At 63.3% G+C, this 22,473-nt stretch carries 21 protein-coding genes; 12 read left to right on the plus strand and 9 right to left on the minus strand.

From position 1 onward, the window contains the following. Nucleotides 1-544: 544 nt before the first annotated feature. The 3 genes from CDV44_RS20965 (at nucleotide 545) to CDV44_RS20975 (ending at nucleotide 4,009) form a co-directional block, all read left to right on the plus strand. Entirely contained in the window at nucleotides 545-1,696 is a 1,152-nt protein-coding gene (locus CDV44_RS20965) for a porin (RefSeq protein ID WP_087690206.1), read from the plus strand. Nucleotides 1,697-1,887: 191 nt separating this feature from the next. Beyond that, the gene (locus CDV44_RS20970; protein WP_170936054.1) at nucleotides 1,888-2,985 is read left to right on the plus strand and encodes an asparaginase; all 1,098 of its coding nucleotides are present in this window, start codon (nucleotides 1,888-1,890) and stop codon (nucleotides 2,983-2,985) included. Between the two features lie 259 nt (nucleotides 2,986-3,244). Continuing rightward, nucleotides 3,245-4,009 carry a hypothetical protein gene (locus CDV44_RS20975; RefSeq protein WP_087690208.1) on the plus strand — a complete coding sequence of 255 codons (765 nt, stop codon included), beginning with the start codon at nucleotides 3,245-3,247 and terminating at the stop codon, nucleotides 4,007-4,009. An 83-nt stretch (nucleotides 4,010-4,092) separates the two neighbouring features. Here the strand turns inward: CDV44_RS20975 and glmS are convergent, their stop codons facing one another. The 5 genes from glmS to CDV44_RS21000 form a co-directional block, all read right to left on the minus strand. Beyond that, nucleotides 4,093-5,922 carry a glutamine--fructose-6-phosphate transaminase (isomerizing) gene (gene glmS / locus CDV44_RS20980; RefSeq protein ID WP_087690210.1) on the minus strand — a complete coding sequence of 610 codons (1,830 nt, stop codon included), beginning with the start codon at nucleotides 5,920-5,922 and terminating at the stop codon, nucleotides 4,093-4,095. A gap of 96 nt (nucleotides 5,923-6,018) precedes the next feature. Beyond that, nucleotides 6,019-7,380 carry a bifunctional UDP-N-acetylglucosamine diphosphorylase/glucosamine-1-phosphate N-acetyltransferase GlmU gene (glmU, locus tag CDV44_RS20985; RefSeq protein ID WP_087690212.1) on the minus strand — a complete coding sequence of 454 codons (1,362 nt, stop codon included), beginning with the start codon at nucleotides 7,378-7,380 and terminating at the stop codon, nucleotides 6,019-6,021. Between the two features lie 125 nt (nucleotides 7,381-7,505). Then, the gene (ttcA, locus tag CDV44_RS20990; protein WP_058376908.1) at nucleotides 7,506-8,462 is read right to left on the minus strand and encodes a tRNA 2-thiocytidine(32) synthetase TtcA; all 957 of its coding nucleotides are present in this window, start codon (nucleotides 8,460-8,462) and stop codon (nucleotides 7,506-7,508) included. A 1-nt stretch (nucleotide 8,463) separates the two neighbouring features. Beyond that, nucleotides 8,464-8,859 carry a dihydroneopterin aldolase gene (locus CDV44_RS20995; RefSeq protein ID WP_087690214.1) on the minus strand — a complete coding sequence of 132 codons (396 nt, stop codon included), beginning with the start codon at nucleotides 8,857-8,859 and terminating at the stop codon, nucleotides 8,464-8,466. A 21-nt stretch (nucleotides 8,860-8,880) separates the two neighbouring features. Then, complete coding sequence (locus CDV44_RS21000; RefSeq protein WP_249277639.1) at nucleotides 8,881-9,726, minus strand: SDR family oxidoreductase; 846 nt, start codon at nucleotides 9,724-9,726, stop codon at nucleotides 8,881-8,883. Between the two features lie 238 nt (nucleotides 9,727-9,964). Between CDV44_RS21000 and CDV44_RS21005 the strand changes: the two genes are divergently transcribed. From CDV44_RS21005 to CDV44_RS21020, 4 genes are all read left to right on the plus strand, one after another. Further along, nucleotides 9,965-11,179: a class I SAM-dependent methyltransferase gene (locus CDV44_RS21005; protein ID WP_087690216.1), complete on the plus strand. Its 1,215-nt coding sequence runs from the start codon at nucleotides 9,965-9,967 to the stop codon at nucleotides 11,177-11,179. A gap of 30 nt (nucleotides 11,180-11,209) precedes the next feature. Beyond that, entirely contained in the window at nucleotides 11,210-11,404 is a 195-nt protein-coding gene (locus CDV44_RS21010) for a DUF2905 domain-containing protein (protein ID WP_087690218.1), read from the plus strand. A gap of 282 nt (nucleotides 11,405-11,686) precedes the next feature. Further along, complete coding sequence (locus CDV44_RS21015; protein WP_305790817.1) at nucleotides 11,687-12,568, plus strand: glutamate/aspartate ABC transporter substrate-binding protein; 882 nt, start codon at nucleotides 11,687-11,689, stop codon at nucleotides 12,566-12,568. A gap of 285 nt (nucleotides 12,569-12,853) precedes the next feature. Beyond that, nucleotides 12,854-13,717: a YopJ family acetyltransferase gene (locus CDV44_RS21020; protein ID WP_170936055.1), complete on the plus strand. Its 864-nt coding sequence runs from the start codon at nucleotides 12,854-12,856 to the stop codon at nucleotides 13,715-13,717. 5 nt (nucleotides 13,718-13,722) lie between these two features. Here the strand turns inward: CDV44_RS21020 and CDV44_RS21025 are convergent, their stop codons facing one another. The 4 genes from CDV44_RS21025 to CDV44_RS21040 form a co-directional block, all read right to left on the minus strand. Further along, the gene (locus CDV44_RS21025) at nucleotides 13,723-14,976 is read right to left on the minus strand and encodes a multifunctional CCA addition/repair protein (protein WP_087690221.1); all 1,254 of its coding nucleotides are present in this window, start codon (nucleotides 14,974-14,976) and stop codon (nucleotides 13,723-13,725) included. After that, nucleotides 14,973-15,617 carry a glutathione S-transferase family protein gene (locus tag CDV44_RS21030; protein WP_087690223.1) on the minus strand — a complete coding sequence of 215 codons (645 nt, stop codon included), beginning with the start codon at nucleotides 15,615-15,617 and terminating at the stop codon, nucleotides 14,973-14,975. Before CDV44_RS21030 ends, CDV44_RS21025 begins: the two co-directional genes overlap by 4 nt. A gap of 104 nt (nucleotides 15,618-15,721) precedes the next feature. After that, nucleotides 15,722-16,672 carry a complex I NDUFA9 subunit family protein gene (locus CDV44_RS21035; RefSeq protein ID WP_087690225.1) on the minus strand — a complete coding sequence of 317 codons (951 nt, stop codon included), beginning with the start codon at nucleotides 16,670-16,672 and terminating at the stop codon, nucleotides 15,722-15,724. 51 nt (nucleotides 16,673-16,723) lie between these two features. Further along, nucleotides 16,724-18,739, minus strand: a complete 2,016-nt coding sequence (locus CDV44_RS21040) for a lytic transglycosylase domain-containing protein (RefSeq protein ID WP_087690226.1) — start codon at nucleotides 18,737-18,739, stop codon at nucleotides 16,724-16,726. A 24-nt stretch (nucleotides 18,740-18,763) separates the two neighbouring features. Here CDV44_RS21040 and CDV44_RS21045 point away from each other — a divergent pair, with 24 nt between their 5' ends. The 5 genes from CDV44_RS21045 (at nucleotide 18,764) to CDV44_RS21065 (ending at nucleotide 22,465) form a co-directional block, all read left to right on the plus strand. Next, entirely contained in the window at nucleotides 18,764-19,447 is a 684-nt protein-coding gene (locus CDV44_RS21045; RefSeq protein ID WP_249277640.1) for a 5-formyltetrahydrofolate cyclo-ligase, read from the plus strand. A 3-nt stretch (nucleotides 19,448-19,450) separates the two neighbouring features. Continuing rightward, entirely contained in the window at nucleotides 19,451-20,104 is a 654-nt protein-coding gene (gene pxpB, locus CDV44_RS21050) for a 5-oxoprolinase subunit PxpB (protein ID WP_087690229.1), read from the plus strand. Next, on the plus strand, nucleotides 20,101-21,117 hold the full coding sequence (locus tag CDV44_RS21055) for a biotin-dependent carboxyltransferase family protein (RefSeq protein ID WP_087690231.1): 1,017 nt from the start codon (nucleotides 20,101-20,103) through the stop codon (nucleotides 21,115-21,117). The genes pxpB and CDV44_RS21055 overlap by 4 nt, the downstream gene beginning before the upstream one ends. Before the next feature lie 43 nt (nucleotides 21,118-21,160). Continuing rightward, nucleotides 21,161-21,901: a 5-oxoprolinase subunit PxpA gene (gene pxpA, locus CDV44_RS21060; RefSeq protein ID WP_087690233.1), complete on the plus strand. Its 741-nt coding sequence runs from the start codon at nucleotides 21,161-21,163 to the stop codon at nucleotides 21,899-21,901. Between the two features lie 171 nt (nucleotides 21,902-22,072). Then, nucleotides 22,073-22,465 (plus strand): VOC family protein, encoded by a 393-nt coding sequence (locus CDV44_RS21065; RefSeq protein WP_087690235.1) that lies wholly within the window; start codon nucleotides 22,073-22,075, stop codon nucleotides 22,463-22,465. Nucleotides 22,466-22,473 lie beyond the last annotated feature (8 nt).

Consider the following 22,473-nt stretch of genomic DNA (forward strand, 5'->3'; position numbering starts at 1 on the left):
CGATTCTAAGCAGGGGTGCTGATGAAATGTAGCGTGATTTCGTCGCAAGTTCGGCAATTACTGACGTAATGACGAGTTTGTTTGGCGAAATGTATTGGATTGCGGAAAAGGAGGGCTTGCTGGGGAGTTTGCGGGGTAAATGATCGGGACGTAACAGAGCACGTCGCCCTATACCGCATCGCTAGATCGGATTGGGACGAAATTTGCCGGACGAGTCGGCACACGGTGGATTGAGAGAGCGATGGCCCCGATTTCTAATGGGTCTTGATGACAGGGCCAGTGCAGGGTGCGGAAAAGCGCGCCGGAGAAGATCGCACGATTGATCACTTATACGTGCCCTACATGTCATCCGCATGAAACGGGGCCAGAACGGTTTGTCTTCGTTTTGCTCGTTGCAACATGGACACATCCTGCGTGAAATTTCATCTGCACACCTACAGATTCCGGGACAGCTTCGATATAGTTCGGCCCGAACCCACGGGGCGCCTGATGTCAGGCGAAGGGGTTCGCAACATTTCAAAGCTATCGAACAAGGAATCGACCGATGAAAAAGACGCATTTGGCTGCGGCGCTGTGTGCCCTCCTCGCTGCCGGCGCAGCGCAAGCTCAAAGCAACGTCACCCTTTATGGTGTGCTCGACGGCGGTCTCGCCTATGTCAACAACGTGGGCGGCAACAAGAACACCAGCACGGCAGACGGCCTGCAATCGGGTAACCGCTGGGGCCTGAAGGGCTCGGAAGATCTGGGCGGCGGTCTGTCGGCCGTCTTCACCCTCGAAAACGGCTTCAACCTGATGAACGGCACGCTCGGCCAAAGCAGCCGTGAATTCGGCCGTCAAGCTTTCGTCGGTCTGTCGAGCAAGTCGCTCGGCACGGTCACCATCGGTCGCCAGTACGACTCCGTGGTCGACTACGTGAGCGGCCTGACCTCGGCGAAGCAGTTCGCCACCAAGCTCGGCGCGCACGTGGGTGACGTCGACAACCTGTACAACTCGTTCCGCCTCAACAACTCGATCAAGTACTCGAGCGCCAACTACGCCGGCTTCACGTTCGGCGGCCTGTACAGCTTCTCGAATCAAGCCAGCACGGGCACCAACGGCACCGGCTTCGCCAACAACCGTGCCTTCAGCCTGGGCGCCGCCTACGCGAACGGCCCGATCAAGTTCGGCATCGGCTACCTCGAAGTCAGCACCCCGTCGAGCGCGGGCAACACCGGTGGCGCCGTCACGGGCGACTACAGCGGCGACTTCTACACGACCCGCGTCGGCACGACGTCCTACGGCGTGGACAAGCAGCGCGTGCTCGCCACGGGCGGCAGCTACAACTTCGGCCCGGCAACGGTCGGCGTGGTGTACAGCAACACCCAGATCAAGTATCTGAGCGGCACCGGCGCCCGTGTGTCGAACTACGAACTGAACGGTACGTACAACCTGTCGCCGACGCTGCTGCTCGGCCTCGCCTACACGTACACCGACGCCAGCACGCGTAGCCCGGCCCTCGCCAACCTGAGCCCGAAGTACCACCAGGTCAACGCCGCCGTGGACTACCTGCTCTCGCGTCGTAGCGACGTGTACCTGGTCGGTATCTATCAGAAGGCTGCCGGTGACGCGACCGCCGCTTCGATCAACGGCGCAGGCGGTGCTTCGAGCACGAAGTCGCAAGCAGCCGTCGTCGCAGGCCTGCGCCACAAGTTCTAAGCCTTCGTCTTCGCGAGACGTGTAGTACCTCGTTTGAGTGCTCCAGTATTAAGGGAGGCCCCACAAGGGCCTCCCTTTTTTCATGGGTCGCGCGCATGCACCTTTCTTGAAATCGGAAATCTTGCCAATATGGCAGTGATCTCGCCGGCCGCCGACGCGATCCCCCCCAACGAGAAGAGAGGAGCACACCCATGACGTTGACCAAGCAACGCAAATCCGTCGTACTGCCGAGCATGATGGCCGCCGCACTGGCGTTGACCGCAGGCAGCCACGCATTCGCGGCAGATACCACCACGGCCAAGCGCGCGCCGCGCATTCTGGTGCTCGCCACCGGCGGCACCATCGCTAGTACCGGCGACGCGCGCTCGGCCATCGGCTACAACGCGGGCGGCGTGACCGGCGAGCAACTCACCGCGAGCGTGCCCGGGCTCGACAAGCTGGCATCGATCAAGGCCGAACAGATCTCGAACATCGGCTCGCAGGACATGAACAGCAAGGTCTGGTATCAACTGGCTGCGCGCATCAAGCAAGCCTTCGACCGCGACGAAGCGGACGGCATCGTGGTCACCCACGGCACCGACACCATGGAAGAGACCGCCTTCTTCCTCGACAACGTGCTCGCCACCAGCAAGCCGGTGGTGCTGGTCGGGTCGATGCGTCCGAGTACCGCCGTGAGTGCCGACGGTCCGGGCAATCTTTACGAAGCCGTGGAAGTCGCCGCCAGCCCGCAGTCGCAGAACCGGGGCGTCCTCGTCGTGATGAACGACACGATTCATGGGCCGCGCTGGGTTACGAAGACCAACACGACGTCGGTGCAGACGTTCCATAACCCGAACGCGGCACCGGTCGGCTATGTCGATCCGGCGTCGATTCGCTATCTGGCGCCAGCGCCCGCAGGCCGGAAGAAGGCCCTTGAGGTGCCCAGCGGTGGTCTGCCCCGTGTCGAGATCGTCTATGCCCACGCCGATATGGACGCCGTGCAGATCGACGACGCCGTGCGGCACAACGCGAAGGGGATCGTGCTGGCAGGTGTCGGCGACGGCAATGCGTCTCAGGCGGCACTCGACGCGCTGGAAGCCGCAGCGCGTAAGGGCGTCGTAGTCGTGCGTTCGTCGCGCGTCGGCAGTGGCTTCGTCAACCGGAACGTCGAAGTGTCGGACGACAAGACCGGTTTCGTCGTCTCTTACGATCTGAACCCGCAAAAAGCACGCGTGCTCACCCAGTTGCTGATCGGCAACGGGGTGACGGCGGCAGATAAGGTGCAGAAGGCATTTGACGTGACGTACTGAGGCGGTTGCAGCGGCTGAAGGCGGTCTAGGGCGGCTGATGGAAGTTGTCAGTTGCTGTCGGCTGTTGATGAGATAAAGGGCGGGTTGCCATGATTGGCAGCCTGCCCTTTTTGTTGTTTGTCGAGATGACAGGCTCGCGTCGCCTCAATTCCGGAGACTATGCGTGAACTAAGTCAACGGCGGCACACTTCGCGTGTTCTAAAGTGAATCGAGGCCTCCCGGCATGGCGCGCGGGAGCGTCCACACGACAGGTGCATGCATGAACACAAACACAAACGTACACAAAGCCCTCGCCAAGGTGCCGGAAGTCACGCTCATGTTCTGGGTGGTGAAGATTGCCGCGACGACCTTGGGCGAGACAGGCGGCGACGCCGTCTCTATGTCGATGAACCTTGGCTATCTCGTCGCCACGGCGATCTTTGCCGTGGTCTTCGCCATCCTGGTGTCGGCACAGATCCGGGCGAAGTCGTTTCACCCGGCGCTGTATTGGGCCACGATCATCGCCACGACGACCGTCGGGACGACGCTGGCGGACTTCGCCGATCGCTCCCTAGGGATCGGGTACGCCGGTGGGTCGGCGATCCTTCTGGCGCTGCTGCTGGGTTCGCTGTGGGTCTGGCACCGGACGATGGGTTCGGTGTCTGTCAACGCGGTCGATTCGCCCAAGGCGGAAGTGTTCTATTGGGTCACGATCATGTTCTCGCAGACCCTCGGCACGGCGCTTGGCGACTGGACGGCGGACACCGCCGGGCTCGGCTATACCGGTGCTGCCGTTGTCTTCGGCGCGTTGCTGCTGATTCTTGTAGGGATGTACTTCTGGACCCGAACGTCGCGCGTCTTTCTCTTCTGGGCGGCGTTCATTCTGACGCGACCGCTGGGCGCAGTCGTCGGCGACTTTCTGGATAAACCGATCAGCGCAGGCGGTCTCGCACTGAGCCGGTATTCGGCATCCTTCGCCTTGCTGGCGTTTATTCTGACCAGCTTGCTGCTTGTGCGGCAGCGCGCTGCGGCGAAAGCGCATTAGCGTTTTGCCGCAGCTTGCAGTTCACGCGGGCAACGAATCGCCCGCGTGCAGTCTTCAATGCGCTTGTGACGCCGACTTGGCGATCACTCCACAGTCACCGACTTCGCCAGATTGCGCGGCTTGTCGACGTCGGTGCCGCGTGCGCACGCGGTGTGATACGCGAGCAATTGCAGAGGCACGGTGTGCAGGATCGGCGAGAGCTGGCCATAGTGCTCCGGCATGCGGATCACGTGGATGCCCTCGGCATTCGAAATTTGCGTGTCCGAATCGGCAAACACGTACAACTGGCCGCCACGCGCACGCACTTCCTGCATGTTCGACTTGAGCTTCTCGACCAGCGCGTCGTGCGGCGCCACCGTGACCACCGGCATCTGATCCGTCACCAGTGCCAGCGGGCCGTGCTTCAACTCGCCAGCCGGGTACGCTTCCGCGTGGATGTACGAAATTTCCTTGAGCTTGAGCGCGCCTTCCAAAGCAATCGGATAGTGCAAACCACGGCCCAAGAACAGCGCATTCTCGCGACGCGCAAAATCTTCAGCCCACGCAATAATCTGCGGCTCCAGCGCCAGCACGCTATGCAGCGCCGCCGGCAGGTGGCGCAGTTGCGTCAGATATTCAGCCTCTTGCGCTTCCGTCAGACGGCCGCGCAGCTTGGCAATCGTCAACGTGAGCAGGAAGAGTGCCGTCAACTGCGTCGTGAATGCCTTGGTCGACGCCACACCGATCTCGGTGCCCGCACGCGTGAGGTAATGCAGCGCCGTCTGACGCACCATCGCACTCGTCCCCACGTTACAGATCGCAAGCGTGTTCGTCATGCCCAGCGACTGCGCGTGTTGCAGCGCCGCCATCGTGTCGGCCGTCTCCCCCGACTGCGAGATGGTGACCACCAGCGTCTTCGGATTCGGCACACTATCGCGATAGCGATATTCGCTCGCGACTTCGACCTGCGTCGGAATCTGTGCCAGCGATTCAAGCCAGTACTTGGCCGTCATGCCCGAGTAATAGCTCGTGCCGCACGCGAGAATCAGAATCGAGTCGATGTTGCTCAGCACTGCCTCAGCCTTCTCGCCGAACAGCGTCGGCGAGATGCCTTCCACGCCTTCCATCGTGTCGCCGATGGCGCGCGGCTGCTCGAAGATTTCCTTCTGCATGTAGTGCCGGTACGGACCCAACTCCACAGCACCCGAATAAGCTTGCACGGTGCGAACTTCGCGCTCGACGGCGACGTCGTTGCGGTCGACGATCTTCACGCCTTCCAGCGTGAGCTCGACCACATCACCTTCTTCCAGATAGATGAACTGGTCGGTCGTGCCAGCCAGTGCCAGTGCATCGGAAGCGAGGAAGTTCTCGCCATCGCCCACACCCACCACGAGCGGTGACCCGGCGCGCGTGCCGATGACACGATGCGGTTCCTGTTTGCGGAATACCGCGATGGCGTATGCGCCATGCAAGCGGCGCTTCGCCAGTTGCACGGCGTGATACAGATCACCTGCCGCGCCGTTTGCCAGCAAATGATGGATCAGATGGGCAATGACTTCCGTGTCAGTTTGCGACACGAATTCGTAACCCAGACCGCGCAACTCGTCACGCAGGCTTTCGTGGTTCTCGATGATGCCGTTGTGCACCAGCGCCACGTCGTCGCGCGAGAAGATCGGATGCGCATTGTTCGTGACCGGCGCACCATGCGTTGCCCAACGGGTATGTGCAATACCGATCTCGCCCGACAGGTGCGTCTGATTGACCTGCGCTTCGAGATCGGCCACGCGCGACACGCTGCGTGCACGCTGCGGCACGCCATCCTGCAAGACCGCCACGCCGCAGGAGTCATAGCCGCGATACTCCAGACGGCGCAATCCCTCGACCAGCACCGGTACTACATTACGTCGCGCTACCGCGCCGACAATGCCGCACATATTCGCTTTCCTTACGCCAGAATTCCTGGCCCATTCAATTCGTATGATTCACCGGCGTGCGCTACTGCCTCGTGCGCCAGCACATGACTGCCGATTTTACTGCTTCTGCTTGCGCGGGCGGACGTAACCGTCTTTTGCCACCTGCGTCTTGCCGTTCATGACCAGCGCATTTTCGGGGGTGTCTTTCCACACCGTCGTGCCCGCGGCAATGGTCGTGCCGCGACGCACCGTCACGGGCGCCACCAGTTGCGTGTCCGAGCCAATGAAGACGTCGTCCTCGATCACCGTGCGATGTTTGTTGGCCCCGTCGTAGTTGCAGGTGATGGTGCCCGCGCCGATATTCACCCGCGCACCGACGGTCGAATCGCCCACGTACGCCAGATGATTCGCCTTCGAACCCTTCGCGAGGGTGGCATTCTTCACCTCGACGAAGTTGCCGATGTGCACCTCGTCGGCCAGATCGGCACCCGGACGCAAACGGGCATATGGCCCGACATGCGCGTCGGCGCCGACCACGGCACCATCGAGATGGCTGAACGCCTCGATACGCGTACCGGCGCCGATGGTCGAATTGCGAATCACGCAATTCGGGCCAATCGTCGCCCCGTCGCCGATCGAGACCTTGCCTTCGAACACACAGTTCACATCGATCGACACGTCGGTGCCGCAAGCGATTTCGCCGCGCAGGTCGAAGCGATTCGGATCGATGAGCGTGACACCGGCCGCCAACAAGACACCGGCTGCGTTGCGTTGATAATCGCGCTCCAGTTCTGCAAGCTGCGCCTTGTCGTTGACACCATTGGGCTCCCACGCGAAAGCCGGCTGCGTGGTCACCACCGGCACGCCATCGGCCACCGCACAAGCAATGACATCGGTGAGGTAGTACTCGCCCTGTGCATTCTGGTTCTTCAGCCCGCCCAGCCAGCCCTTGAGCTGACGCGTCGGCGCGACGAGAATGCCGGTGTTGATCTCGCGAATGGCGCGCTCGGCATCGTTAGCGTCCTTCTGTTCCACGATGCGCAGCACATTGCCCGCGGCATCGCGCACGATCCGGCCATAGCCGGCCGGGTTGTCCAGATCGACCGTCAGCACGCCCAGCTTGTCGCTACCCGCTGCATCGAGCAGACCCCGCAAGGTCTCGGCGCGCGTGAGCGGCACGTCGCCATAAAGCACCAGCGTCGGCACGGTTTCATCGAGCAGCGCCACGGCCTGTTGCACGGCATGACCGGTGCCCAGTTGCTGAGCCTGTTCAGCGAAATGCACATCGTCGGCAGCCACGGCGTCACGCACCGCATCGCCACCGTGACCAACCACCACGATCAGTTTGCCCGGCGAAAGCGTGCGTGCCGTCTCGATCACATGCGAGAGCAGCGGGCGGCCAGCCAGCGGTTGCAGTACTTTGGGCAGCCTGGAGCGCATGCGCTTACCCATGCCGGCCGCGAGAATCACAATATTCATGGCGAGGTGACGTGTCGAAAAATCAAAAGTCTTCTATGAAATGCTTGTCATGAGCATCGGAAAACACGACGCGCACGCTGAACTAGCGCATTTGCGGATCAGACAATTCAGGCGAATCAGGTAATTCAGTCGTCGAACTGGGCGATGCGGATGATGCCGGCGTCGTTCTCGTCGCCGCACGGCACTTCATCGAAAGCCGTATCGCCGAGCGGATCGGGCTGCCCCGTCGCACGCAGATTCTTGAAGTCGTGAATGCCCGCGTCCATCAGATGCGACGGAATCACGTTCGAGAGCGAGCTGAAAATCGACTTGATGCGGCCCGGGTGCTGCTTTTCCCATTGGCGAATCAGCGCCTTCATCTCGCCACGCTTCAGGTTCGGCTGGCTGCCGCACAGCGTGCACGGAATGATCGGGAACTGCTTGTACTCGGCGTAGCGCTCCAGATCCGACTCACGCACGTACGCGAGCGGACGGATCACCACGTTCTTGCCGTCATCCGATTGCAGCTTTGGCGGCATGCCCTTGAGCTTGCCACCGTAGAACATGTTCAGGAACAGCGTCTCGATGATGTCGTCGCGATGATGGCCCAGCGCAATCTTGGTCGCGCCGAGTTCGCCCGCCACGCGGTACAAAATGCCCCGGCGCAGGCGCGAACACAGCGAGCACGTCGTCTTGCCCTCGGGCACCACGCGCTTGACGATGGAGTACGTGTCCTGATTCTCGATATGGAAATCCACGCCGATGGCGCGGAAATAATCGGGCAGTACATGCTCCGGGAAACCCGGCTGCTTCTGATCGAGGTTCACCGCGACAATGGAGAAGTCGATCGGCGCGCGCTCGCGCAGCTTGAGCAGAATGTCGAGCATGGCGTAGCTGTCTTTGCCGCCGGACATGCACACCATCACGCGATCGCCCTGCTCGATCATGTTGTAGTCGCCGATGGCCTGCCCCGTCAGACGGAACAGTCGCTTTTCGAGCTTGTTGTTCTCGAACGCGAGCTTCTGGGCCTTCTTGACGCTATCGACGGCAACATTACCGGTCGCGGCCGAGGTGGCACCGGTCTCGGAAATCACGGCACTCATCTCAGGCACCCTTCATCTTGAACACCTCGATGCCCACCGAGTGGCAATCAGGGTAGACATCGGGCTTCTCGGTCGACACGCCCACGGCACGCACGCGCGGGTGGGCCAGCAGGGCTTCCGCCACGTCGTCGCAAAGGGTTTCCTGCAAATGGATGTGGCCTTGTCCCACGCGCTTGGCGATGGTCTCGCGCATGAAGTCGTAGTCGACCACTTCGTCGAGCTTGTCGGCCACGGGCGTGCTGTCGGCGAGCGGCACGAACAACTGCACGTTGATCAGCACACGCTGCTCGCCACGCTTCTCGTGATCGTGAACGCCGATATTGATGAACACTTCATAGTCGCGCAGGAACATGCGACGGCAGTCCATCAGGCGGGGGTGGGAAAGAGCGCTATGCATTTTGAAAACTCGTAATGACAATCAACGAGACCGGTCGGCGGCGGCCGGCTCGGTCAGAAATTTTACGTCCCGCGACGAGGCGGCGAGATGCTGGCCGCCATCGACATACAGTACGGTGCCGGTCACCGCCGGTGCATCTGCCAGATACGCCACCGCCTGCGCGATGTCCTCCGGCGTCGACGATGCCCCCAACGGCGTGGCGGCATGCGCGGCGGCAAAACCTGCCGGGGTCTGATCGACAGACAGCAGCGTCACGCCCGGTGCCACGCCGACCACGCGAAGGCGGGGCGCAAACGCCTGCGCCAGCAACGTGGTGGCGACGTCGAGCGCCGCCTTCGACAACGTGTACGACAGGTAATCGGGGTTCGGATTCGCCAACTTCTGGTCGAGCAAATTGACGATCACGCCACGTCCCGTCTCGCCCAATGCCGCGTACATCTCGCGCGCCAGCACCAACGGCGCCCCCACGTTCACGCGCATGTGGCGCTCAAGGGCGTTATAGCCGAAATCTGCGGCGCCATCGTACTCGAAGCGCGAGGCGTTATTGACCAGGCAACTTGGCACACCCAGCGCGTCCGTACAGCGGCCGATAAGGCCCGCCGTGGCGGCCTCGTCGGCCAGCGAGGCCTGCAACGCCACCGCACGACGGCCCAGCGCCTCGATGGCCGCGACCGTTTCAAGCGCTTCGTCCTGCGAGCGCTCGTAATGTACGGCGACGTCCCACCCCATGCCGGCAAGCCGCAGCGCAATGGCGCGGCCGATACGGCGCGCGCCGCCCGTGACGAGCGCCACGCGCGGCACGGCAGGCGTGCGCGCGTTGGCGTCGCTGGCGGCGGGCGTGGAGCGTGGCGTGGGTGCAACGGTCATGCGTCGGTTTCCTGTCAGGGGGCCGGGAAATCAGGGTTATTCGGGCGCGTTCGGGGCCAACCGCAGGCCCCCGTGTCCGGCAGCATTCTGCGAAGCGCCTTGTCAGGCAACGGTCGCGGGTGCGCCATCCTGCGGGCGGACGGGCGGCAAACCGGCCGCAAATCAACTGTTTACGGGGCCTCGCGCCAGATGACAACGCACGGCAGATAGTCTGCGCCGACTCCGTTACAATGCCGGCATGAATCAGGCCGCACCGAAACCCCATAGTTTACCCGTTCCAGAGGCTGACGCGCTCGAACACTCGCGCCGCCTCACGGCCCATCTCGCCGACGCGATCGACGCGGCCGGCGGCTGGCTGCCGTTTGACCGCTTCATGGAACTCGCCCTCTACGCGCCCGGACTCGGCTATTACGCCGCCGGTGCCGCCAAATTCGGGCGTCTGGCCGCCGATGGCAGCGACTTCGTCACCGCGCCGGAACTCACGCCGTTCTTCGCCGGAACCATCGCACGTCAGATCGGGGAAATCGTCGAACAGACGGGTGACGCCGAGGTGCTCGAATTCGGTGCCGGCTCGGGACGGCTTGCCGCCGACATCCTGCTTGCGCTCGACGCGCAAGGCACGCCCTGCGAGCGCTACTCGATCATGGAGCTCTCCGGTGAGCTCCGGGCCCGCCAGCGCGCCACGATCGAACGGCTTGCCCCGCACCTGCTCGACAAGGTGACCTGGCTCGACTATCTGCCCGACGCCTTCAAGGGCGTGATGCTCGGCAACGAAGTGCTCGACGCCATGCCCGTGCGCCTGTGGGCGCGCCGCCCGGACGCCGGCGGCCAGCCGGTCTGGTTCGAACGCGGAGTCACGATGACGGCGGACGGCTTCGCATGGGAAGAACGTCTGCACGACGGCGCGGTGCCTGAAGCACTGGCTGCGCTCGACGATCTGCCGCCCACGCAGGAATACCTGACGGAAACGCACGAAGCCGCGTCGGCCTTCGTGCGCAGCGTGGCGCCGCTGCTCGCCCGGGGCGTGCTGCTGCTCATCGATTACGGTTTCCCGGCGCGCGAGTATTACCATCCGCAGCGCGCGCAAGGCACGCTGATGTGCCACTACCGCCATCACGCGCACGACGATCCGTTCTATTACCCCGGCTTGCAGGACATCACCGCGCACGTGGAGTTTTCCGGCATTGCCGATGCGGGCGTGGAAGCCGGCCTTGATCTGCTGGGCTTCACCTCGCAGGCGCGGTTCCTGATGAATGCGGGCATCGTCGATCTGATGAGTGCGCTCGATCCGACCGACCCGGCGACGTTCCTGCCCGCGGCCAACGCCGCCCAGAAACTCCTGTCGGAAGCGGAAATGGGCGAGCTCTTCAAGGTGATCGCCTTCGGGCGCGGCATGGACGAATGGGCCGGGCTCATCGGCTTTGCGACCAGCGACCGCAGTCACGCCCTCTGACCGCTTTTCTTTCCTGACAAGGCCCCGCCGATGTTTCGCTGGATGTTCACGATCTTCATCGCGGTCTGCATCCTCTCGGCAGCCTCGCCCTGGCTGTCGAAGCTCGGCATCGGCCGGCTGCCCGGCGACGTGCGGTTCCGCTGGCGCGGCCGGGAGATGGTCTTCCCGTTCGCTTCGACCGTCGTGCTTTCGCTCGTCTTCAATCTGCTGATTCGCCTGCTTTGACCGTCGGCCCGGCTGCAACACGTGTTGCAGCCCCATTCGACCGACTTCCCTCGCCGTTCTGAATCCTCGCAACGCCCGGTGTATCAGGGTGCGCACGCCTGCGCGTGTCGCACTGCCCGCCTGTGCCTGCTTAACCCCATTCCATCTAGGGTTAACAAGCATTTGATCATTTGTTGCAAAAAAATTACCATGAAACAAATGATTCAGTCGTGAATCACGGTGAGACCTTTTCAGGAGCAGGGCATGATCAAGATGCAGACCAAGGTGCGATTGACCGGGGCGATGCTGGGCGTGGCGATGGTGATCGGTACCGCGTCGGGCGCAGCACAAGCGCAGAGCACATCGGAGACGCTGCAAAAGATCGAGACCAGCGGGGTGATTTCGATCGGCCATCGTGAGTCGTCGATTCCGTTCTCGTACTACGACAACAATCACAACGTCATCGGTTACTCGCAAGACCTCTGCAACAAGGTCGTCGATGCGGTGAAGGCCAAGCTCAAGAAGCCCGATCTGCAAGTGCGCTTCATTCCCGTGACGTCGCAGAACCGCATTGCGCTCGTGCAGAACGGCACGGTCGATATCGAGTGCGGCGTGACGACCAACTTGAAAGCACGTCAGGCACAGGTCAACTTCTCGGACACGTTCTTCGTCGCCGGCACGCGCCTGCTGGTGAACAAGAATTCGGGCGTCAAAGACTTCCCGGATCTCGCCGGCAAGGCGGTCGTGACCAATGCCGGCACGACGTCGGAGCGCATCCTCAACAAGATGAACAACGACAAGAAGATGAACATGAGCGTGATCGCGGGCAAGGATTACGGCGAGTCGTTCATCATGCTGCAAGGCGGTCGCGTTCAGGGCTTCATGATGGACGACGTGCTGCTCGCGGGCGCCCGCACCATGGGCCGCAACCCCGATGACTGGATCGTGACCGGCACGCCGCAGTCGTTTGAAGCTTATGGTTTCATGATGAAACACGGCGACACGGTGTTCAAAAAGCTCGTGGATGACACGCTCTCGGGCGTCATGAAGAGCGGCGAGATCAACGCGATGTACAAGAAGTGGTTCGAATCGCCGGTGCCGCCGAAGAACATCAACTTCAACTTCCCGATGAGCGAGCAGCTCAAGCAGCTCTACGCGAACCCGAACGATCAGGCGTTCGAGTAATCGCTGCGGGGGATGTTGTTGGCAAGTGTGGATTGGACAAAATGCCGAAATCCGTAACTTGAGTAGCAAAGCGAGCGAGAGGAGGAAGCCGCCATCATGGCGGCTTTTTCTTTTCCCCCAACGCTCATGCACCCTTCATCCAGTTGGTCACGCGCCAGAAGCTATTCAGTCCCGGCCTGCGCGTCAGACGCGGCGAATCGCCCGGCTCACGCCGAAACGGCTTCCGTCACAGGCTTGGCTGTCGCTGCAATGCGCTCAGCGCGAAACGTCGATGCCGCGAATTCCATGCGATATTCGCTGCCCCGGACATTGCGCGGTTACTACAACTTCTCCGTCGCCTTCCTCTCGGCCCAGAAGCAATGTCCGAGCATGGCGCAGGCCGACGCAAGATTTCTTCCCAAGCTGATCGAGTCCGAGGCGGCCCATCAGTCCGGCATGCGGATATCGCAGCACCGGTCCCCCGACGATTTGGTGACGTATCTTTTGCAGCGATGCCGATTGCCAGAAGCGCAGGGCCGCGAGCAGGGCATCGTCAACATGGGGCCCGACGGCATCCATTTCGCGGCCTTCGATCTGGCCATTCGTGACGGTCAGCCGTCCGTGATTCTTATCGAGTCGGGATCGATGAATGATGAGGGCGGTTCAACGCTTGCCTTCCGTTTGTGTCAGGCGATGACACTGCACGCACCCACCGGGCACGATTGGCCCGATCGCGCGTTGTTGATCCTCGAAACCCGAATGCAACAGAGTTCGGTCGACTGTGGCATGTTCAGCCTGATGACCTGCAAAGCGATGTTCAAGGAAGCGAGCACCTTCGAATCGCTTCACTCACGTTTGCGTGCCGGAGAATTCGACGACGCAGCGTTTCACCACTTTCCTTTCGACAAGACCGACGATCTGCTGCCGCCGTCGATCATGCGGCACACGCAATCAAAGCGACGTCTGGCGGGCTATGCAGAGCGGCATAGCAGGAACGCAGATGCGGAGGGTGCAGAGATACGAAGACTCGCTCGCCGTCAGAAAGGGCTCACCTTCGACCGCGAGAATCGAAGCTACAGTGTCTCGATTGAATTCGAACGGATCAAAGCCGCAGGGCGGGCGCTGCCGTCCTCGCTGGAATCGCTGGAAGATACGTTCTTGCAGAGCTAGTGCGATCAGGCGTCCTGCGCAGCCCCGAGGCCTGCGGCTTCAACCGCTTCGATGCGTGCTGCCTGAACCGCTTCGCGAATTTTCCCCGGATTGTCGGCAAACTGTCCCGCTACCGCGCCCGCATCGACAGACCGCGCAGCGGCCAGCGCCGCCATCAGACGATCTCGCTGCGCATACGGCGCATTCGGGAAATCGCCGCCGCGGCCACGCGCATCCGCTTCGCACGCTTGCAGAATCTCCACGAACCGTTCGGGCTTGCGCAGCGCATCGCAACGCTCAAGCAGACGCACCAGCGCCGACGCCCCGAACTTTCCACTCGCATGAATGTTGCCGTGCTCGCGCGCGACCACTTGCGCGAGTTCGCGGCACTCGACCGGCACCCGCAAGCGGGCGCACAACGGGCCCAGCAGATCGACGCTGCGGCCTTCGTGTCCGATGTGACGCGGCAGCACGTCGTCCGGCGTGGTGCCCTTGCCAAGATCGTGCGTGAGCGCGGCAAACCGCACGGGCAGTGAATATCCCTGCGCGGCGGCGAAGTCGAGCACCATCATCACGTGCACGCCCGTATCCACTTCGGGGTGATAGTCGGCGCGCTGCGGCACGCCCCACAGCCGGGCCAACTCGGGCAGGATGCGCTCCAGCGCACCTGAATCGCGCAAGACATCGAACATGCGCGACGGCCGGTTTTCCATCAGCCCGCGAGACAGCTCCTGCCAGACTCGCTCTGCCACCAGCGCATCGACCTCTCCGTTGGCGGTCATCTCGCGCATCAAGTCGAGGGTTTCGTCAGCCACAGAGAAGTCGGTGAACCGCGCCGCAAAGCGCGCACAGCGCAGAATCCGGACCGGGTCTTCCGCAAACGCCACGCCGACGTGACGGAACAGCCGCGCCTTCAGATCGCGCTCGCCGCCGTACGGATCGACCAGCGTGTCCGACAGACTGTCGTCGGGCAACACCTCGCGCGCCATCGCGTTGATGGTGAAGTCACGGCGGATCAGGTCTTCTTCGAGCGTGACTTCCGGGGCGAAGTAGAACGAGAAGCCGTGATACCCGCGGGCGGTTTTCCGCTCGGTGCGCGCAAGCGCGTACTCCGCGCGCGTCTTCGGATGGAGGAAAACTGGAAAGTCGCGACCGACCGGTTTGTACCCCAGCCGGACCATCTCTTCAGGCGTCGCGCCCACCACGACGTAATCGCGGTCTTTGACCGGCAGACCCAACATGGCGTCGCGAATGGCGCCGCCGACTGCATAAATCTTCATGGACGCACTTCGTAATAATCGACGCGGATCGCCTCGGCTTTCGCCGCCGCCACCCATGCCTGCACGGCGGGGACTTCGCGAATGCGGTCGGCGTACGCCTGCGCTGTTGCCGATAGGGCCGGCTCGAACGTCGCGAAGCGCATCACCACCGGGGCGTAGAACGCGTCGGCAATGGTGAATTCACCGAACAGGAACGGGCCGCCATGGCGGGCGAGACAGTCTTCCCAGATCGCCTCGACGCGACGGATGTCGGCGAGCGCCTCAGGCGTTGCCGCCGCCCCCGGCCAATGCGCGCCAATGTTCATGAACATGCTGCTGCGCAGCCCGCCAAAGCCGCTGTGCATCTCGGCGCAGACACTGCGCGCGTGCGCACGGGCTTCGCGCGACGTTGGCCACAGCGGCACGTGCGGATAGCTCTCTGCGAGGTACTCGCAAATCGCCAGCGAGTCCCACACGGTGATGCCGTTGTCGATGAGACACGGCACCTTGCCGGTCGGCGAGTAGCGCAGAATCTGTTCGCGCGAGTCAGGCTGCGCGAGCCAGACGTTGCACTCTTCGAACGCGATATCAAAGTGCTTGAGCAAGACCCAAGGCCGCATCGACCACGAGGAATATCGCTTATTGGCGACGATCAGTTGCATGAGAGCTTTCCTTGCGCACGCCCGATGCGCGCGCGATAGCGGGAATCAAAGAGGTCATCGCGAGGTTGCCGCAGAACCCGTGGCCGAATCAGCCGATCCGTCGATCAACGTCCAGCGTAGCGCCGGTAATCCGACAGCCGACGCTCCCAGTTGTCGCCATCGAGATAGTCGACGGCGATCTCGAGACCGTTGGGCGTGAGGTTCAGTTCGGGCGCCAACGGGCCGGTCATGACGTTATCGACACGCATCGAATCGAGATTGTCGCGCGTGATGATCGGGTCACCCGGCAGCTTCTCGAAGAACGCAGCCTGCAACCGGGCAGCGCCATCGGTGAGCGGCAGAATCGGCCGTTCGCAGCCACACACCGCACCGGCAAAGCGCACCAGTTCCTCCAGCGTGTACACCTGCGGCCCACCCAGCTCGTAGGTCTTGCCGAACGTGGCATCGTTGTCGAGCGCAGCCACAAACGCCTGCGCCACGTCGATCACATAGATCGGCTGAAAGCGCGCTTTGGCACTGGCGAGCGGCACCACCGGCAAGCGGCGTTGCAAACGGGCAAACGTATTGAGGAAGCTGTCGCCGGGGCCGAAGACGACCGATGGCCGGAAGATCGTGACCGGAATGCCGGTCTCGCGAATCGCCTTCTCGCCATCGCCCTTGGAGCGTTGGTACATGCTCGGGCCATTCGAGTCGGCTCCGAGGGCGCTCATGTGCAGCAAGCGGTCGATGCCGCGATCGCTGCATGCCTGTGCGATCTTGCGCGGCAGGTCCACATGCGCCCGGGCGAAGGCTTTGCCGTAAGGCGTGCCGCGGTCGCTGTGAAGCACCCCGACAAGGTTGATCACGGCGTCGCTGCCGGCGATCACGCGCTCAAGGGCGCGCGGATCGTGCACATCGCACTCGACGAGTTCCACGCCCGGCAGTACGCCGAGCGCCTTGGCGGCCTCGACGCGGCGTGTCGGCAGGCGCACGGCGTGCCCTGACGACACCAATCGGGCGACCAGATGACCACCGATGAAGCCGGTGCCACCGACGACACAAACGTTATAGCGCATGCGTCACCTCCGAGTCATGATCTTGGGCGCGCGGCCCGCGCCCCTGATCCGTCACTGGGGCAGGATTACGCCGAGCCGCTCCTTGAGCGATTGCGGACGCCCCGTAATCAGGGCCGAGTAGTAATTGGTGTTCGACAGCACATTCTCGACGTAAGCCCGCGTCTCGTTGAACGGGATCGTCTCGGCGAAGATCGCCCCTTCCACCGGCCGATCCAGCGTGGAACGCCACGTGCGCGGGCGTCCCGGGCCAGCGTTGTAGCCGGCCGATGCCAGCACGGCCGAGCCGTCGAACTGGTTGTAGATCGACGACAGATAGCTCGTGCCCAGACGAATGTTGACGTTGATGTCGTGCATCATGCCCGGCTCGTAGTCCATGCCGATCTTCTTGGCGACCATCTTCGCCGTGGCCGGCATGATCTGCATCAGTCCACCGGCACCCGCCGATGAGCGCGCATCGATGATGAACCGCGACTCCTGACGGATCAGACCATAGGCCCACGCTTCATCCAGATCGACCGCTGCGGCGTTGCGCTCCAGCACATCCCGGAACGGCATCAGATAGCGCAGCGTGAAGTCGTGCTCGACCTTCGTACGATCGGCGGTATTGACCGTGCGATCGAACAATTCGATGTTCTTGGCATACTGAGCGGCGGCGAGCAACTGGCGATCCGTCATGTTGCGCAGTTCCCAGTTCCACTCGCGATTGCCTTCGAAACGCAGCCCCATCGCATAGAACTTGGCCGCGCGCTGGAAGCCCGCGTTCGTGCGGTTGGCATCCACCTCGGCTTGCGTGACGGTGGTGCGCGGCGGCACCTGCGTCTTGTTGCCCAGTTCTTCGTTCGCCAACTGGCCGTAGAAATTCGGCTGCATCGCGATCTTCTGGAATTGCGCGCGCGCGGCATCGCCCTGACCCGCTTCGCGCAGCGCGCGACCGTACCAGTACGTCCACACGCCATCGTCGCGCAGCGAAGCCGGCATCACTTCGATACCCGTGCGCACCAGATTCCAGTCACCGGCACGCAATGCGGCGCGAATCTTCCATTCCTGCGCGGTGTTCGAAAGCTTGGCCGTCCCGGCCTGACGATACCAACTGATCGCCATCGGGTTCTGCGAGAGCGCACCACGCATGCCGATGGCGCCCCAACCGATCGCACGCTCGTCCTGCGACAAGCTGCCCGCCACGCCCGCAAAGCTGCTTGCGGCCAGCCCGGCATCGGAGCGGGCCATGCGCACGGTCGCCAGCAGGGCGAGCTGACGCGATTGCTCGGAGCCATCCACGCCACGTGCGAGGATCTGCGCCGGGCGGGTGGCCGCCATGTCCAGCAGGCTGTCGTCCGGGCGCACGGCGCCAAGGGCGTCGGCGATCTGCTTGCCGAGCGAGGTGTAGTTCTCCTCGTAGGCCAGACGAATCTGATGCCAGACTTCCTTGCGCGGCAACTGCCCGTTCGCCGCCAGCGTGTTGATCATGTCGATGCAACCTTCGCCGTAGTACTTCGGCGAGGTCAGCAGATCGGTGGCGGCCTGCGTCACGTTCTCGCCACGGGCGGCGCGCGACATCAGTGAATAGCACTTGACCTGCGTGTCGTCGTCGAGCGCGAATTTCGGATATTCCGCGTCGAACGTCTGCCAGTCGTGGCGCTTGCCCAGCACCAGCAGCCAGTCGTTGCGCATGCGGTCGGCAATGGCCTGACCGTCATACGTACGCAAGAAGGCTCGGATATCGTCGTCCGGGGTATCGAGCAGCGCCTTGCCCGAACGATCGAACATGCGCGGCTTGATCTGGAAGTATTGGACATACGACGGCACGTCGTAGTCGGAGAGCATCGCCGCGAGCGCCGTGGCGCGCGGTGCGTCGTTGTTGCGGGCGGCCTCGCGCAGCGCCGTGAAGATGTCGTCCGGCGAGCGCTGCGAGAGCGCGTCGGCAGAAGTGGCGGAAGGTGCCGAGCGGCTCGCAGCCGGTTGCGCCTTGGGGCGGCCGGTCGCTTGCGTGGTGCTGCACGCAACAAGCGCAGCAGCGCTCAGGGCAAGCGCGGCGGCGCGATATACTCGGGACAAACGTTCGGACATCTTCAGGGGAGCGTCGGGTAAAAAGTGGATTCAAGCATAGCACGGGACATCGCCCAAACGGCGGCCGACGCCCACCAGAAAAGGGCGCTACGCCGTTCGCTGCTGGCCACACGCGAGACGCTCGCCGGGCGCGACACGCTCGATGCCGCGCTTGCCCGCCGGCTCGCCGACGAAATCGCCCGCCGCGCGCCGCGCTGCATCGGTTTCTATTGGCCGATTCAGAGCGAATTCGACGCGCGGGGCGTCGTCAGCGCATGGCTTGGGGAATCGGGCCAGAACACAGAACCGGCCGCCGCCTCCCCCCTTCGCCTTGCTGCCCTGCCCGTCGTCACCGCCCCGGCCACGCCGCTCGTCTTCCATCGCTGGACGCCCGCCACCCCCATGATCGAAGGCCGCTACCAGATTCCCGTGCCGCAGGACACCGAAGTGCTGGTGCCGGACCTGCTGCTCGTGCCCTGCGTCGGCTTTACACGCGACGGCCTGCGTCTCGGCTACGGTGGCGGCTTCTACGACCGCACCCTGCACGCGCGCTCCCCTCGGCCGCAAACGCTAGGCATCGCCTACGACGCGCTCGAAGTCGCCAGCCTCGTCGCCGAAGCCCATGACCTTGCGCTCGACGCCATCGTGACCGAATCGGCCACCTACAACGCCACGGGCGCTCGCGCCACCGCTGATACCTCCGACCGCCCTCACGGCACCACCCGCTAATTCATGACGACGCTCAAGATTCTGCCGCTCGGCGACAGCGCCCTCGTTTGCGAACCCGGCACCGCCCCCAGTCTGGGCGCCCAACGCCGCGTCTGGCACGTGGCTGCGCTGGCGCGCTATTGGCCCGACGTGCGCGAAGTCGTACCGGGCATGAACAATCTGACGCTGCTATTCGACCCGCTCGCGACCGATCAGGGAGCACTCGGCGAGCGCCTGCGCGAGGCATGGCAAACCCAACCGCCAGCGGGCGAAGTCGGCCGCGACATCGAGATCCCGGTGCATTACGGGGGCGAACACGGCCCCGATCTGCACGACGTCGCCAAGCACGCCCGCCTGCAACCGAAAACCGTCGTACAACGCCATACCGCGCCCGAATACGTCGTGTATTTCCTCGGCTTTCAACCGGGCTTCCCTTATCTGGGCGGTCTCGACGAATCGATTGCCATGCCGCGCCGTGCCGAACCCCGTCTGGCGGTGCCCGCCGGCTCGGTCGGCATCGGCGGCAGCCAGACCGGCGTGTATCCGCTCACTTCGCCCGGCGGCTGGCAGATCATCGGCCACACCGCCAGCGCCCTGTTCGACCCCGCCGCGACCCCGCCTGCCTTGTTGGCGCCGGGTGACCGCGTGCGCTTCACTATCGCGAGCCTCGACCTGTGATCGAAATCCTGCGTGCCGGCCTGCTCACCACGGTTCAGGATCTGGGCCGTACCGGACAGCGTGAATTCGGTGTCGCCAGCGGTGGCGCCATCGACCCGCTCGCCTGCATCGTCGCCAACCGACTCACCGGCAACGAACTGAACGCCGCCACCCTCGAAATCACGATGGGCACCTGTGCGCTGCGCTTCTCGTCGGCCGCGCTCGTCGCCCTCACCGGTGCCGACTGCCATGCCGATCTCGACGGCGTACCCGTCTGGTCGTGGTGGCGTTTTCCCGTCGCGCGCGGACAGACGCTCACGTTGCGCCCCTCGCGCTTCGGCATGCGCACTTATCTCGCAGTGGCCGGTGGCATCGACGTGCCGGTGGCGCTCGGTTCACGCAGTACGGATCTGGCCGCCGGTTTCGGTGGCCATGAAGGTCGCGCGCTGCATGATGGCGATCGCCTGGGTATCGGCAAGATCCACACCGGCGCAGACGCACGCAAGGCCGGGCCGTTAGGAGTACGTCCACCGCTGTGGCTGTCCGACCCGCTCGCGCATCGCGTGCGCGTGCTGCCGGGCCCCGAGTACGACGATTTCACTGCGGCCACGCACAAGACATTCTGGGAAAACCCCTGGCAAGTCACGCCCAACAGCAATCGTATGGGCTATCGGCTTGCCGGACCGGAAGCGCTTTCGCGCAAGAAGAACCGTGCGAACGACTTGCCCTCGCACGGGGTGTTGCCCGGCGTGATTCAGGTGCCGCCGTCGGGGCAACCGATCATTCTGCTGGCCGACGCGCAGACCACCGGGGGATATCCCAAAATCGGCACGGTCATCAGCGCCGACCTTTGGCGGCTCGGGCAAGCACGGCTGGGCAGCACCCTGTATTTCTCTGAGTGCACGCAAGCCGAGGCACGTGAAGCGTGGCGCGAACAATTGCGTTACCTTGCGCAAATCGAGCGCGCCCTCGCGTGGCATGATCGCGGCATTCTGGACACCCCGCGCCGGCCGGCCATCACGCGCAAGCGCTGACGCCCAACCCCGCATTTGCGCATCCCCGCAGGAGAACCCCAAAATGAAAATCGACCTCAACGTCGACCTTGGCGAAGGTTGCGATTACGACGAGCCGTTGCTCGCCCTTGTCAGCTCAGCCAACGTGGCTTGCGGCTGGCACGCAGGCGACGCCGGCACCATGCAGCAGGTGGTGCGCTGGGCGCTCGCGAATGGTGTCGCCATCGGCGCGCACCCGAGCTTCCCCGATCGCGAAAATTTCGGCCGAACCGAAATGCAATTGCCGCTCGATGAAATTCGCGCGGGCATGCTGTATCAGATTGGCGCCCTCGCGGCGATGGTGCGCGCACAAGGCGGCTGGCTCTCGCATGTAAAGCCGCACGGTGCGCTCTATAACCAGGCCGCGCGCGACCCGGCGCTCGCAGAGACGATCGTCGAGGCGATTCGCGCATTCGACACCGATCTGGCGGTGTTCGGGCTGGCCGGGGGCCAACTGGTGAAAGCCGCCAGCGCCGCCGGCATGCATGCCGTGGAAGAAGTCTTCGCCGACCGGGGCTATAACGCCGATGGCTCGCTCGTCAAACGCGGCACCCCCGGGGCATTGATCGAGCGCGAAGACGATGCGCTCGCGCAAACGCTGATGATGGTGCGCGATCAACGCGTGCGTGCCATCGACGGCACGCTGGTGCCGATCAACGCGCAGACGGTCTGCCTGCACGGTGACGGCGATCATGCCCTTGAGTTTGCGCAACGCATTCGCCGCTTTCTGACCGACGAAGGCATCGAGATCGCGCCGGTGCGTTAATCACCAACGGTCGCCAACGGCGTAAATCAGGAAAACCGAGAGAACTTCCTATAGGCGTTTAGGAATTCCCTGCCGCACAGCGCTGTGTCTGCTCAGTAGACTGGATTTTCCCTGCCCCGCACTTCTGATGCGGGCAAGGACACTCCTTCTCAGGCGTTCAAAGGACACACGATGATTCTCTACACCACACTCGGTTCGAGTGATCTGGCCCGTTCGAAGACGTTCTACGATGCCGTTCTCAAGCCCCTGAGCGCGACCGTCGTACACAACGACGACCACGCCCTCGGTTACCGCGCCGGCACGGGCCCGACTGCCGGACTCATGTTGATGACGCCGCACAACGGGGCACCTGCCTCTCACGGCAACGGCGTGATGGTAGCGCTGGCGGCAAGCAGCCCCGATCAGGTTGACGATATCTACGACGCCGCAATGGCGACCGAACTCGCCATTTGCGAAGGCGAGCCGGGCGAGCGCGACTGCGTCCCCGGGCTCTATGCGGCCTACTTCCGCGACCCCGACGGCAACAAGCTCGGTGCCCTCTACTTCGGTCCGGGCCCGGCATGAGCACGGTG

It is taken from the genome of Pandoraea sp. PE-S2R-1 (genome assembly GCF_002179865.1).
Taxonomy (GTDB): domain Bacteria; phylum Pseudomonadota; class Gammaproteobacteria; order Burkholderiales; family Burkholderiaceae; genus Pandoraea.

Bases quoted from the DNA above. Each gene is read 5' to 3' on its own strand.
- CDV44_RS20965 (WP_087690206.1), top strand. From the start codon at position 545: ATGAAAAAGACGCATTTGGCTGCGGCGCTGTGTGCCCTCCTCGCTGCC.
- CDV44_RS20970 (WP_170936054.1), top strand. From the start codon at position 1,888: ATGACGTTGACCAAGCAACGCAAATCCGTCGTACTGCCGAGCATGATG.
- CDV44_RS20975 (WP_087690208.1), top strand. From the start codon at position 3,245: ATGAACACAAACACAAACGTACACAAAGCCCTCGCCAAGGTGCCGGAA.
- glmS (WP_087690210.1), bottom strand. From the start codon at position 5,922: ATGTGCGGCATTGTCGGCGCGGTAGCGCGACGTAATGTAGTACCGGTG.
- glmU (WP_087690212.1), bottom strand. From the start codon at position 7,380: ATGAATATTGTGATTCTCGCGGCCGGCATGGGTAAGCGCATGCGCTCC.
- ttcA (WP_058376908.1), bottom strand. From the start codon at position 8,462: ATGAGTGCCGTGATTTCCGAGACCGGTGCCACCTCGGCCGCGACCGGT.
- CDV44_RS20995 (WP_087690214.1), bottom strand. From the start codon at position 8,859: ATGCATAGCGCTCTTTCCCACCCCCGCCTGATGGACTGCCGTCGCATG.
- CDV44_RS21000 (WP_249277639.1), bottom strand. From the start codon at position 9,726: ATGACCGTTGCACCCACGCCACGCTCCACGCCCGCCGCCAGCGACGCC.
- CDV44_RS21005 (WP_087690216.1), top strand. From the start codon at position 9,965: ATGAATCAGGCCGCACCGAAACCCCATAGTTTACCCGTTCCAGAGGCT.
- CDV44_RS21010 (WP_087690218.1), top strand. From the start codon at position 11,210: ATGTTTCGCTGGATGTTCACGATCTTCATCGCGGTCTGCATCCTCTCG.
- CDV44_RS21015 (WP_305790817.1), top strand. From the start codon at position 11,687: ATGCTGGGCGTGGCGATGGTGATCGGTACCGCGTCGGGCGCAGCACAA.
- CDV44_RS21020 (WP_170936055.1), top strand. From the start codon at position 12,854: ATGCGATATTCGCTGCCCCGGACATTGCGCGGTTACTACAACTTCTCC.
- CDV44_RS21025 (WP_087690221.1), bottom strand. From the start codon at position 14,976: ATGAAGATTTATGCAGTCGGCGGCGCCATTCGCGACGCCATGTTGGGT.
- CDV44_RS21030 (WP_087690223.1), bottom strand. From the start codon at position 15,617: ATGCAACTGATCGTCGCCAATAAGCGATATTCCTCGTGGTCGATGCGG.
- CDV44_RS21035 (WP_087690225.1), bottom strand. From the start codon at position 16,672: ATGCGCTATAACGTTTGTGTCGTCGGTGGCACCGGCTTCATCGGTGGT.
- CDV44_RS21040 (WP_087690226.1), bottom strand. From the start codon at position 18,739: ATGTCCGAACGTTTGTCCCGAGTATATCGCGCCGCCGCGCTTGCCCTG.
- pxpB (WP_087690229.1), top strand. From the start codon at position 19,451: ATGACGACGCTCAAGATTCTGCCGCTCGGCGACAGCGCCCTCGTTTGC.
- pxpA (WP_087690233.1), top strand. From the start codon at position 21,161: ATGAAAATCGACCTCAACGTCGACCTTGGCGAAGGTTGCGATTACGAC.
- CDV44_RS21065 (WP_087690235.1), top strand. From the start codon at position 22,073: ATGATTCTCTACACCACACTCGGTTCGAGTGATCTGGCCCGTTCGAAG.